Origin of the sequence: Rhodococcoides trifolii (genome assembly GCF_014635345.1) — a bacterium.
Classification (GTDB): domain Bacteria; phylum Actinomycetota; class Actinomycetes; order Mycobacteriales; family Mycobacteriaceae; genus Rhodococcoides; species Rhodococcoides trifolii.
Genome location: NZ_BMCU01000005.1, coordinates 21526 through 33862, shown reverse-complemented (window position 1 = coordinate 33862; position 12337 = coordinate 21526). Strand labels below are relative to the sequence as shown.

Here is a 12337-nt window from a genome sequence, read left to right as displayed (position 1 = left end):
GTTCGCAGACACCACCATTGCGTAAGAAAGTGGGCCACGCCGATGTCTGTCGGAATCACTCGAGACGGCCACGTCCTCACGATCGAACTGCAGCGTGAAGATCGCCGTAACGCTCTGAACACCATGCTGTGCACCGAGATCCGCGAGGCAGTGGAGGCTGCGCCGGATCAGGGCGCGCGGGTCATCGTGCTGACCGGGCAGGGTACGAGCTTCTGTGCCGGTGCGGACCTGTCCGGAGACGCGATCCCGTCCGAGTTTCCCGCCGCGCTCATCGGTCTGATGCGAGCGGTGAGCGCCGTGCCGATTCCGGTGGTGGCTGCGGTCAACGGTCCGGCCGTCGGAGCCGGTGTGCAGTTGGCCATCGCCTCCGATCTGAGAGTCGTTGCGCCCGACGCGTTCCTCGCAATCCCGGTCACCAAGCTCGGAATTGCCGTCGACAACTGGACCGTCCGACGCTTGACCGAGGTGGCCGGCGGAGGCGTGGCGAGAACGATTCTGATGGGTGCCGACAGGGTGGGTGCGCAGCAGGCGTTCGCGTGCGGACTCGCCAACAAGATCGGTGGTCTCGACACCGCCCTCGAATGGGCCGGGTCGATCGGTGATCTGGCCCCGTTGACGCTGCGCCACCTCAAGCTGGTCTTCAACGACGACGGAAGCCTCGACCCGCCCAACGACATCCAGCGTGCCGCCTACGAAGCGGCATGGGGAAGCAAGGACGCGGTCGAGGCCCGTAACGCCCGGCTGGAGAAGAGGCCTCCCGTTTTTCAGGGAGCCTGAACGGCCGCCGCTGCCAAGGTCGGCACCGTCCTGTCCAGAGCCCACGGGATGGACAACACGGTCGGCAGTCCGAGGCCCGCGATGGTCTGTGTGTCGTCCAGCTTGGCGACCGAATTCCGCTGTGCGGCACCGAGTCCGGCGACCGACGGGGTGGATGCGTACGTGGTGCCGTCGTCGTACGCCAGGATGACGTCGGCATCGATCTTGCCGATGAGTTCCGGCGCCACGTCGATGTAGAAGTCGTCCTTGGTTGCGGCGAGCTCCTCGATGCCGGGTGGCGTGCTGAATCCCAGTTCTTCGATCAGTTTCACACGCGGGTCACCGGGTAGGTAGGCGGCGAGGGCGCCGCCGTAGAAGGACACGACGCTTGCGCTCTTACCTGCGAACTCGGGATGGGCCGCGGCGGTGTCGGTCAGGGCTTTCTGTGCCTCGGCCACGGCCTCGGATGCCTCGTCCGTCTTCCCCAGCGCCTGGCCGACGATCAGGGTCTGGTCCTGCCACGTCGTCTGCCACGGCTTGTCCGGGTAGGCGACGGTCGGGGCGATCGCGCTGAGCGTCTCGTACGCGGTCTGGTCGAATCCTTGGTACGGCGCGAGGATCACGTCGGGATTCAGTGCGGCGATGGCCTCGTAGGGCAGAGACGTCGTGTTGTCGAGCAGCGTCGTGACCGACGGATCGAAATAGCTTTCGTTCCAGGGGTATACGCCGGCTTCGGTGTTGCCGTAGGTGATGCGTAGCTGACCCACGGGCTTCTCGCCCAGTGCGTACACCGCGTCCTCACCGCCGAGGGTCACGATGCGTTGCGGCGCAGACTCGATGGTCGTCGACCCGAAAGTGTTCTCGATGGTCACCGGGAACGCTCCCGACGACGTGTCGGCGGCGGAGTCGGTGGCCGAATCGCTCGCACCGCAGGCGGACACGAGTGCCACCGTGGTCAGGAAGGCGCACAGGACTGCCGATCGTCGTTTCACGTTTCTCACCTCGTCGTCGTTGGAGAGGTAAGCCTAACCTACGTACGTTCAGGCATCGTTACGCGCCGGACACACACCAACCACAGGGTCGAAACACGGCGAACCTAGCGTCATCCCGCATCACAGGACATCGCGCCGCCCCGTGCGTCGCGTACAGACAAGGACCGCCACTCATATGACCGCTGTCGACGATGGGACCTCCGGTGCGGCAAAGCCGTTGACCGCGAGCGAGAACACCGCACTGAAGGAGACTCTCGAAGATTACACGCTCCGATTCGCCCCCCGCAGTTATCGCAAGTGGGGCACCGGAGTCGTCGCGACCTCCGCGCTGGGCGGCATCGCCTACCTCGCCGACTTCGCGATCGGCGCCAACATCGGCATCTCGTACGGCACCGGCAACGCGCTCTGGGGCATTCTGGTCTTCGCCGTCGTCATCTTCCTGACCGGTCTGCCCCTTGCCTACTACGCTGCCCGCTACAACATCGACCTCGACTTGATCACGCGTGGAAGCGGTTTCGGCTACTACGGGTCGGTGGTCACCAATGTCATCTTCGCCACGTTCACCTTCATCTTCTTCGCCCTCGAAGGTTCGATCATGGCGCAGGGTCTCGAACTGGGTCTGAACATTCCGTTACCGATCGGGTACGCGGTCTCCACGTTGATGGTCATCCCGCTGGTCATCTACGGAATGAAAGCGCTTGCGAAGCTTCAGGTCTGGACCACCCCGCTGTGGCTGATCCTCATGGTCCTGCCGTTCGTCTATCTCGTCGTCTCGAACCCCGACTCGGTCGGGCAGTTCATGGCGTTCGGTGGCGCCAACGGTGAGGCCGGCAAAGGTGTGAACCTCGGGTCGGTCATGCTCGCGGCCGGCGTCTGTCTCTCGCTGATCGCCCAGATCGCCGAGCAGATCGACTACCTGCGCTTCATGCCTCCGAAGACGCCGGAGAACAAGCGCCGCTGGTGGACTGCGGTGATCCTCGCAGGACCGGGTTGGGTCATCTTCGGCGCACTCAAGCAGGTCGTCGGTCTCTTCCTCGCCGTCTACCTGATCGCCAACGTCGTCGACGGTGCCTCCATTGCCAACGAGCCGGTGCACCAGTTCCTCGAGATCTACGAGAACTTCATGCCGGGCTGGCTCGCCATGACCCTCGCGGTGATTCTCGTCGTGATCAGCCAGATCAAGATCAACGTCACCAACGCGTACTCCGGATCCCTGGCGTGGACCAATTCCTACACCCGCGTCACCAAGACGTACCCGGGCCGCATGGTCTTCGTGCTGTTCAATCTCGCCGTTGCGTTGGTCCTGATGGAAGCCAACATGTTCGACTTCCTGAACAACATTCTCGGCTTCTACGCGAACTGCGGTATCGCGTGGATTGCCGTGGTCGCCTCGGACATCGTGTTCAACAAGTACATCCTGAAGCTCTCGCCCAAGGTGCCCGAGTTCCGCCGCGGCATGCTCTACAACGTGAACCCGGTCGGGTTCGGATCGATGGCCGCGTCGGCAATCCTGTCCATCCTTGTGTTCTTCGGAGCGTTCGGGTCGGCCATCAAGCCGTACTCGCCGCTCGTCGCCCTGGTGCTCGCCCTCGTCCTGCCGCCGATCCTGGCCGTGGCGACCAAGGGCAAGTACTACCTGCGCCGCACGGACGACGGCATCGACCTGCCGATGTTCGACGAGCACGGCAACCCCTCCGACGCCACGCTCCTGTGCGTCGTGTCCGGAGTCGAGTTCGAACGTCCCGACATGATGCTGTCGAACGTGCCGGGTCCGAACGGGGAGAAGCAGTACATCAGTTCGCTGTCGCTGAGCACCGACAAGACGGGTGAGCACATCCTGCCCGCTCAGAAGTAGGTCCGCCCGCAGCAAGTCTGCGAGAGGAGAGTGCGCCCGAGCCTGCCCGGCTCGGGCGCACTTGTCGCGTGGGCACCTAAACTGGACATCGTGAAGCCACGCAACGTCGTCTCGACTGTTCTTGCCGCTGCCGGGCTCACGTGGTTGGTGCGCGCCGCGTGGGGCCTGCCGAGCGCGATGGGTGCGTCGCGAAACAGGATCCAGCCGTACGCTGCGGCGTCTCCGCACTACCGCAATCGCAGATTCGGTAACTCGATTCCGAGTTCCGCCGCGAGCCCTGATCTGAAGATCTTCCGGGACCTGCTGACGCAAGGTCGCAACGGTCGCCCCCGCCGACCGATTCCGCTCGCCACCCCGCTCGCCCCCGCCGAGGCCGGCGACATCGCCGTGACATGGTTCGGTCACTCGTCCGTTCTGATCGAGATCGACGGCCGACGCGTTCTCACCGACCCGGTGTGGAGCAATCGCGTGTCCCCGTCGGCACTGGTGGGTCCCGCGCGTCTGCACCCCGTTCCTGTTGCTGCGGAAGCGCTTCCGCTCATCGACGCAATTCTGATCTCCCACGACCACTACGACCACCTCGACCGGGACACCGTCCGGATTCTTCTCGACACGCAGACGGCGCCGTTCGTGGTCCCCCTCGGGGTGGGTTCGCACCTCCGCCGGTGGAACGTCCCCGAGGACCGCATCGTCGAACTCGACTGGGATCAGGCCACCGTGGTCGCCGGCATCACTCTCACCTGTACGGAAGCGCGGCACTTCTCCGGGCGAGGGCTCGTTCGCGACACCACGCAATGGGCATCCTGGTCCATCGCCGGTCCGTCGCACTCGGCGTTCTTCGGCGGCGACACCGGCTACACACCGCGCTTCTCGACGATCGGCGAGACGTACGGCCCCTTCGACGTCACGTTGCTCCCCGTCGGCGCCTACAACGAGCAGTGGCGCGACATTCACATGAACCCCGAGGAAGCCGTGCAGGCGCACGTGGACCTGCAGAGCGCGGACGCGGGGCACGGCATCGTGATTCCGGTGCACTGGGCAACCTTCAACCTTGCGTTCCACCCCTGGTCCGAGCCCATCGAGCGGCTGATCGAAGCGGCGACGACGCGCGGCGTACACGTCACGGTGCCGATGCCCGGCCAGCGCGTCGACGTCCTGCGCGGCTCGGACCGTCAGCCGTGGTGGGAATTGAACTGACCTGTCCGATATGCGAGCCTGTCTCGTATGACGAGTGGCCTGACGTCGGCGGAAGTGACCGAACGGCGACGGGACGGCCGTTCCAACGACATCCCGGATCGGGCGAGCCGCAGTGTGTCGGACATCGTGCGCGCCAACGTGTTCACCCGCATCAACGCAATTCTGACGGTGTTGCTGATCATCGTCCTGGCCACCGGTTCCGTCATCGACGCGATGTTCGGGCTGCTGATCGTCGCCAACAGCGGGATCGGAATCGTGCAGGAGATCCGGGCGAAACGAACGCTCGACGCACTGGCCATCGTCAGCGCGGCCAAGCCCTCCGTCCGACGCGACGGCCAGGTGTCCGAGCTCGCCCCGAACGAGGTGGTCCAGGACGACGTCATCGAGCTCGGGCCGGGTGACCAGATCGTCGTCGACGGCGATGTGATCGAGGCATCCGCGCTCGAGGTCGACGAATCCCTGCTGACCGGCGAAGCGGACCCGGTTCACAAAACCGAAGGGACGCATGTTCTTTCCGGCAGCTTCGTCGTATCGGGCAGCGGCGCCTACCGGGCGACGAAGGTCGGCGGCGAGGCCTATGCGGCGAAGCTGGCGGACGAAGCCAGCAAGTTCACCCTGGTCGCGTCGGAACTTCGCAGCGGGATCGACCGCATCCTGAAGATCATCACCTACCTGATGATTCCGGCGGGTCTGCTCATCGTCTACAACCAGCTCTTCGCCAGCGGTGAGAGCATCCGGCCCGCACTGAACGGCATGGTGGCCGCGCTGGTCCCCATGGTTCCCGAGGGACTCGTGCTGCTGACGTCGATCGCGTTCGCGGTCGGTGTCGTGCGACTCGGCAAGAGAAATGCTCTCGTGCAAGAACTTCCGGCCATCGAGGGTCTGGCGCGCGTCGACACGGTGTGCGCGGACAAGACCGGCACCCTGACCGAGAACGGAATGCGGGTCTCCGACGTCCGAGTCCTTGCCGGCGACCGTTCGGAGGTGTCTCACGCACTCGCGGCGTCGGCCGCGGCGGATCCACGACCCAACGCCAGCGTCGCTGCGATCGCGGAGGCCTACGACGAGGTCCCGCCCTGGACGCAGACGGCTGTGGCACCGTTCTCGTCGGCCAACAAGTGGAGCGGATATTCGTTCGGGGAGAACGGAAACTGGATTCTCGGTGCACCGGATGTTCTGCTCGACCCGACCGGCGACGTCGCCCGGACCGCGGAGGCGCTCGGGTCCAGTGGCCTGCGCGTGCTGCTTCTCGCCACGTCCGACGACAGTGTCGACGCTCCCTCCGCGCCCGGTGCCGTCACGGCGCGCGCACTCGTCGTCCTGGAGCAGAAGGTGCGCTCCGACGCGCGAGAAACCCTGGAGTACTTCCAATCTCAGGACGTGGTGGTCAAAGTCATCTCGGGTGACAACGCAGTCTCCGTGGGCGCGGTCGCCGGTTCACTCGGTCTGGACGTCGGCGGCGACGCGGTGGACGGCCGCAACCTGCCCGACGACCGAGACGCACTCGCGGCGGTGCTCGACACGTCGACGACGTTCGGCCGGGTGCGCCCGGATCAGAAGAGGGAGATGGTGGCCGCACTGCAGTCGCGCGGACACACGGTGGCCATGACCGGCGACGGTGTCAACGACGTGCTCGCACTCAAGGACGCCGACATCGGTGTCGCCATGGGATCGGGAAGCCCCGCCACCCGCGCCGTTGCTCAGATCGTGTTGCTGGACAACAAGTTCGCCACCTTGCCCTATGTCGTCGCCGAGGGGCGGCGTGTGATCGGCAACATCGAACGCGTCTCCAACCTGTTCCTGACCAAGACGGTGTACTCGGTGATACTCGCGTTTCTCGTCGGCGTATCGGGCCCACTGTCGCAACTTTTCGGTTTCGACCCGCTGCCGTATCCGTTCCTCCCTCGGCACGTGACGATCGCGGCGTGGTTCACCATCGGCATCCCGGCCTTCCTCCTCTCGCTCGCACCCAACAACGAACGTGCCCGATCGGATTTCGTCGGACGTGTACTGCGACTGGCTGTTCCGTCGGGTCTGATCGTCGGATCGCTGACCTTCGTGTCCTACCTGCTCGCCTACGCCGGACCGGACGCGAGCGCCGCGCAGAAGACTCAGGCAGGCACCACCGCGCTGATCACCCTCATCGTCATCGCGCTGTGGGTCCTTGCGGTGGTCGCTCGCCCGTACGTGTGGTGGAAGATCGCGCTGCTCGCCGGATCTGCGGCGGGGTACCTGATTCTGTTCTCGGTACCCGTCCTGCGACGCTTCTTCCAGCTCGATCCGTCGAACGTCTCGGCCACCACGTCGGCTCTGGTTCTCGGGGTGATCGGGGCCGTCGGCGTGGAGATTGCGCATCGAGTGGCGCGCCGCGGGCGAGTAAGCTCCTCCAGCGGGTCCCTGGTTCGTTCGTGAGGGGGCCCGTCCACATCGATAAGGGAGCTGTCATGGGTTTTGCCGACACACTGAAGGGCCTGATCGGCAAGGGTAAGAACGCTGCCGCTCAGAACTCGGACAAGATCGACAAGGCCGTGGACAAGGCCGGCGACATGATCGACAAGAAGACGCAGGGCAAATACGCCGACAAGATCGACAAGGTCCAGGACGCCGCGAAGAAGGCGAACCGGAACAACGGGAACGGACAGGCCGGAGGCCGCCCGCCCGTCGTCTGAGCTTTGCCGGGTAACAACTCGCCAGTAGTCCAGAACTCGGGGGAACCGTCACACTGTTCGGTGTGGACGGTTCCCTCTTTCTCTTGGTCGTGGTCGGGGCGGTGGCCATCGCAGGCTTCGCCAAACGACTGGATCTGCAGGTACCGCTGGTCCTGGTCGCGGTCGGATCTGCCGCGTCCTTCATTCCCGGTCTCCCGCGTCTGGAGCTCGAACCCGATCTGATCCTCGGAGCCGTGCTCCCGCCGCTGCTGTACTCGGCGGCCCTGGACTTCTCGTTCGCCAGCTTCAAGCGCAGCTTCGGAACCATCGTTCGCCTGGGCGTGGGTCTGGTCGTGGTGACGACCGCAGCGGTGGGGTTCTTCGCCTTCTGGCTGGTACCCGAACTCACGCTCGGTGCAGCGCTCGTTCTCGGCGCAGTCGTGGCCCCACCCGACGCGGTCGCGGCGGTGGCGGTCGGCCGCAAACTGGGGCTCTCGAATCGGGTGATGTCGATTCTCACCGGCGAATCCCTGGTCAACGACGCCGCCGCACTGACGTTGTTCACCCTGACGACGGCAGCGGTGACGGGCAGCCGCACCGGGATCGATTCGCCCGTGCTGTTTTTCGTCTACGAAGTGGTGGGCGGTGTCGGCGTCGGCCTCGTGCTGTCCCGTTTGGTCAGGTTCGTTCGGACGCGGATCACCGACTCCGCGTTGGCGACTGTCCTGGGCATTCTCGTACCGTTCACGGCGTACCTCGCGGCCGAGGAAATACACGCCTCCGGGGTACTGGCGGTGGTGACCGCCGGTTTCGTGCTCGGCGCCGCCAGCTCGCGCGACACCATTCGCACCCGCAATCAAGAGCGGCAGGTGTGGTCGACCCTCGATCTGCTCCTCGAGACGTTCGTGTTCGCCTACATGGGCCTACAGCTCAAATTCGTCATCGACGACGTTCGTGCCGAAGGCCTTCCCGTGCATCACATCTTCGCGTACGCGTTGCTGATCCTGGTGCTGGTCATCGCGGTACGGCCGCTGTGGATCTTCGCGGGCATGGGAATCGAGCGATTCCTGCCGGGGAAGGCACGTTCCGGGCTCACCTGGCGGCAGAACCTGGTGATCTCGTGGGCGGGTATGCGGGGTGTGGTGACCTTGGCGGCGGCCACCGGTGTTCCCCTGACCACGTTGCTGGGCAACGACTTTCCCGGTCGCGGGGTGATCCAGGCAATCGCATTCACCGTGGCGGTCGGAACACTGCTTCTGCAAGGGTTGACACTGCCACTTCTGGTGCGGCGGCTCGACGTCGCAGACCCCGACGAGGCCGACTGGTGGGACGCCCAAACCAGGAAGGCACGATCGATCTCGCGGCAGGCGGCACAGAAATATCTGCACGAGGCAGCGACCCGAATGCCCGAGACCATGACCGCAGAGCAGAAGAACGAAGTCGTGATGCGGGTGCGTCGATCCGTCCTGGCCCGCATGCAAGCCGACGAAACCGAGGAGAACCAGGAACGTGTGGCGGCCGCAAAACGTACGGGCGCGGTGTTCGACCGGGTGCGGCGCAACGTCCTGCGCGCGCAGCGCGACGCCCTCCTGACGGCCCGCGATTCGGGCGACCTCGACGACGAGGTCTTGCGTACGGTGTTGGAAGGAATGGATGTCGAGCAGGCGGCAGCCGAACGCCGTATCGAGAGGTTGAGCGGAGACTGATGCATCTCAGGCGAACAGCAGCCGGTGTCGTGGCTCTGGTTCTGCTCGCAGGATGCTCGACGTCTACGACAACCCCGTCCACCGCACCCCCGTCCACCACGACCCCGACGCAGCCCACGGTCCCAGCGCCCGCGGGTGACGAACGGGGGCAGATCGTCTCCAGCGATCTTCTCGGCCAAGTCGACCAGAGCATCAGCGCGCTCGGAGCCAGTGAATACCGCGTCACCTACCGATCGACATCCGGGCTCGACGGTGGGGGCGTGATCGTCTCGGGGACCGTGTTCGTCCCGGCGGGGACAGCGCCCACCGGTGGATGGCCGGTGGTGTCCGTCGGCCACGGCACCACTGGAGTCACCGACGAATGCGCTCCGTCGCTGTATCCGAACCTGCTGGGCAACATCACGACGGTGGCTCCCGCACTCGCTCGCGGCGCGGTCGTCGTCGTGACGGATTTTCAAGGGCTCGGTACGGACGGTCCGCATCCATACCTCGACCCGACGTCTGCCGGGTACGACATGATCGACGCCGTCCGGGCGGCCCGCTTCGTTGCACCGACGGCGGGAACCCGCTGGGCGGCGATCGGCACCTCGCAGGGTGGGCAGGCGTCGTGGGCCGCTGCGGAGATGGCGCCGCAGTACGGCGACGGCCTCGAGTTCCTGGGCTCGGCAAACCTGTCACCGGCCGCGGATCTGTCGAAGGTCGTCGCGGACGGTAAGTTCGATCTTACTGTGCCGCAACAGTTCCTGATGCCCTTCGTACTGGAGGGGTTCCAGGCGCGCTATCCCGACGTGCAGGACAGCGACTATTTGCGTGGCGGTCTCGCGGCCAACAAGGACGTCTTGATCTCCTGTACCGGGGACCTGGCCTCACAGAAGTTCCTCGCCGCCGGTCAGATAAAGGAAGACGACGTATCACCGACGTCGCCGGAGGCGTTGGAGCGGATCCGCCAGTGGTTGGTGGACATCTCGCTCCCGAAAACCGCTGCGGCAGCACCGATGATGGTGTTGGCCGGTGGTCGCGACAACCTCGTCCTCCCCGCGTGGACCGAAGACGCGACCAGGCGCGCGTGCGCACTCGGCGACACGATCGACTTCAGGCTGCGTCCGGATCAGGGGCACGCGGACGGCGCCGCGGTCGGCGAGGGAATCGACTGGATCTTCGACCGGTTCGACGGTGTCACGGCTGCGAACACCTGCGGGTCGCTGCCGTGACCGCCACCGCTGCCGTCGCGATCGTCGCCATCGCGGTGGTGGTGATGGCCGCGCTCTTCGTCATCACTCGGCGCAGCGGACAACCTCTGACCACGCCGACCGAGCGCGCCGTGCACGCAACTCTGCACACCGCCTCTCGTGCCGCGCGGCCTCTGCGGCGTGGTCTGGACGAGACGTCGGCGGCGGAAGCTGCACCGCACCTTCGTGTTCTGATCGGGGCCGACGCGATGATCGTCGCCGACGCGGACGGACACATTCTCGCCAACACCGCGGACGACGATGATCTGGCGGGCGAGTTCGACGAGGCGTCGCGTCGAGCGATCGACGGTCAGCGCCGAGTGCTGGTGCGGCTCCGCGCATCCGGTGACTCCCCGGCCCGGTCGCTGATCGTGCAGCCGGTGGTGACAGACGGTGTCGGGGTCAGTTGTGTTCTGGGTGCGGCCACCGTCGCGGAGCCGGGCCCGGGCATGATCGGTGCGTGCACCGAGGTCGCTCGCTACGTGGGCGAGCAGATCGAATTGGCCGAACTCGATGCTGCGCGTGGACGTCTGGACCGCGCCGAGGTGCGGGCGCTCCGAGCGCAGATCAGTCCGCACTTCGTCTACAACTCGCTCACCACCGTGGCGTCTTTCGTCCGAACGGATCCCGATCGCGCGCGTGACCTGGTGCTCGAGTTCGCAGACTTCACCCGCTACTCGTTCCGCAACTCCGGCGAGTACACGGTGCTGTCCGACGAACTGCGCAACATTGATCGGTACCTGACGCTGGAGCGCGCGCGGTTCGGAGACTCCCTCGACGTCACCTTGCAGATCGCGCCGGAGGTCCTCAATGTGGTGGTGCCGTTCCTGGCCTTGCAACCGTTGGTGGAGAACGCCGTTCGGCACGGCGTGGCCGGGCGGGGGAGCGGGCGTATCACCATCATCGCCGCCGACGAGGGAACCGACGCCGTGATCAGCGTGGAGGACGACGGCGTCGGCATGGACCCCGAACTGCTCCGATCCGGATCGATCGACTCGGAGGAGGGAATGCACGTCGGCCTCGCGAACGTCGACGACCGACTGCGCGCCACCTTCGGCAACGATTACGGCCTCGTCGTCGAGACGGCGCCGGATGCGGGGACCAAGGTGAGTATGCGTATTCCGAAGTTCAGGCAGGGGATTCGGGCGTAGGAGCTACCGAGCCGTCAACACCCGCGGCCCGTCCTCGGTGATGGCGATCGTGTGCTCGGAGTGCGCCGTTCGCGACCCGTCGGCGGAGCGGATGGTCCACCCGTCGGGGTCGTAGACGATCTTGTCGGTGCCGATCGCGAGCCACGGTTCGAGCGCGATGGTGAGCCCGGGCTTCAGTGTCAGCCCGCGTCCGGCCCGGCCCTTGTTGGCGACGTGGGGATCCTCGTGCATCGTGCGGCCGAGCCCGTGTCCGCCGAACTCGGTGTTGACCGGATATCCGTAGCGGTCGGCGACCTCGAAGATTGCGGCGGAGATGTCGCCGAGTTTGTTGCCGGCCTGCGACGCGTCGATGGCGGCGGTCAGCGCGACCTCGGTTGCTTCGACTACCCGCGCGTCCTCGGTAGCGGGCGTACCCACGATGACGGTACGAGCCGAATCGGCGACCCATCCGTCGATCTCGACGGCGAAGTCCATGCTGAGCACATCGCCGTCGGCAAGGGTGTAGTCGAACGGCAACCCGTGCAGCACAGCGTCGTTCACCGACAGGCAGATGACGTTGCGGAACGGGCCCTTGCCGAACGAGGGGGAGTAGTCCCAGTAGCAGGACGTGGCGCCGCGGGCGGCGATCAGTTCGCGTGTGCGGTTCTCTATCTCGAGCAGGTTCACGCCGACATCGGCCAGCTCACCCAGCTCGGTCAGCGTGTCGGCGATGAACCGGCCCGTGACGTGCATCTTCTCGACCTCGGCGGGCGTTTTCAGTTCGATCATGCGGTCGAGTGTACGGTATTTAAATACCGGGTAGA

10 protein-coding genes are annotated in these 12337 nt (G+C 65.6%); 8 read left to right on the top strand and 2 right to left on the bottom strand.

Going from position 1 to position 12337, the window contains the following annotated elements:
• The first annotated feature begins 42 nt into the window (after positions 1–42).
• Positions 43–777 carry an enoyl-CoA hydratase gene (locus IEW02_RS20015; RefSeq protein ID WP_188546671.1) on the top strand — a complete coding sequence of 245 codons (735 nt, stop codon included), beginning with the start codon at positions 43–45 and terminating at the stop codon, positions 775–777.
• Here the strand turns inward: IEW02_RS20015 and IEW02_RS20010 are convergent.
• A complete protein-coding gene (locus IEW02_RS20010) occupies positions 765–1748 on the bottom strand; it encodes an iron-siderophore ABC transporter substrate-binding protein (RefSeq protein ID WP_229746186.1) in 984 nt (327 codons plus the stop codon). The genes IEW02_RS20015 and IEW02_RS20010 overlap by 13 nt on opposite strands.
• A gap of 175 nt (positions 1749–1923) precedes the next feature.
• Here IEW02_RS20010 and IEW02_RS20005 point away from each other — a divergent pair, with 175 nt between their 5' ends.
• The 7 genes from IEW02_RS20005 (at position 1924) to IEW02_RS19975 (ending at position 11534) form a co-directional block, all read left to right on the top strand.
• Complete coding sequence (locus IEW02_RS20005) at positions 1924–3603, top strand: purine-cytosine permease family protein (protein ID WP_188546669.1); 1680 nt, start codon at positions 1924–1926, stop codon at positions 3601–3603.
• A gap of 90 nt (positions 3604–3693) precedes the next feature.
• The gene (locus IEW02_RS20000; protein ID WP_371829983.1) at positions 3694–4800 is read left to right on the top strand and encodes an MBL fold metallo-hydrolase; all 1107 of its coding nucleotides are present in this window, start codon (positions 3694–3696) and stop codon (positions 4798–4800) included.
• Between the two features lie 27 nt (positions 4801–4827).
• On the top strand, positions 4828–7212 hold the full coding sequence (locus IEW02_RS19995; RefSeq protein WP_188546668.1) for an HAD-IC family P-type ATPase: 2385 nt from the start codon (positions 4828–4830) through the stop codon (positions 7210–7212).
• Between the two features lie 32 nt (positions 7213–7244).
• Positions 7245–7469 (top strand): antitoxin, encoded by a 225-nt coding sequence (locus IEW02_RS19990; RefSeq protein ID WP_188546667.1) that lies wholly within the window; start codon positions 7245–7247, stop codon positions 7467–7469.
• 62 nt (positions 7470–7531) lie between these two features.
• Positions 7532–9154, top strand: coding sequence for a Na+/H+ antiporter (locus IEW02_RS19985; protein WP_188546666.1), 1623 nt, complete (start codon positions 7532–7534; stop codon positions 9152–9154).
• Entirely contained in the window at positions 9154–10365 is a 1212-nt protein-coding gene (locus IEW02_RS19980; RefSeq protein ID WP_188546665.1) for a lipase family protein, read from the top strand. Before IEW02_RS19985 ends, IEW02_RS19980 begins: the two co-directional genes overlap by 1 nt.
• Positions 10362–11534 carry a sensor histidine kinase gene (locus IEW02_RS19975; protein ID WP_371829982.1) on the top strand — a complete coding sequence of 391 codons (1173 nt, stop codon included), beginning with the start codon at positions 10362–10364 and terminating at the stop codon, positions 11532–11534. Before IEW02_RS19980 ends, IEW02_RS19975 begins: the two co-directional genes overlap by 4 nt.
• 3 nt (positions 11535–11537) lie before the next feature.
• On the opposite strand, the gene map is transcribed toward IEW02_RS19975, so the two are convergent.
• A complete protein-coding gene (gene map / locus IEW02_RS19970; RefSeq protein ID WP_188546664.1) occupies positions 11538–12302 on the bottom strand; it encodes a type I methionyl aminopeptidase in 765 nt (254 codons plus the stop codon).
• Positions 12303–12337: the final 35 nt, after the last annotated feature.

Bases quoted from the DNA above. Each gene is read 5' to 3' on its own strand.
- IEW02_RS20015 (WP_188546671.1), top strand. From the start codon at position 43: ATGTCTGTCGGAATCACTCGAGACGGCCACGTCCTCACGATCGAACTG.
- IEW02_RS20005 (WP_188546669.1), top strand. From the start codon at position 1,924: ATGACCGCTGTCGACGATGGGACCTCCGGTGCGGCAAAGCCGTTGACC.
- IEW02_RS19995 (WP_188546668.1), top strand. From the start codon at position 4,828: ATGACGAGTGGCCTGACGTCGGCGGAAGTGACCGAACGGCGACGGGAC.
- IEW02_RS19990 (WP_188546667.1), top strand. From the start codon at position 7,245: ATGGGTTTTGCCGACACACTGAAGGGCCTGATCGGCAAGGGTAAGAAC.
- IEW02_RS19980 (WP_188546665.1), top strand. From the start codon at position 9,154: ATGCATCTCAGGCGAACAGCAGCCGGTGTCGTGGCTCTGGTTCTGCTC.
- map (WP_188546664.1), bottom strand. From the start codon at position 12,302: ATGATCGAACTGAAAACGCCCGCCGAGGTCGAGAAGATGCACGTCACG.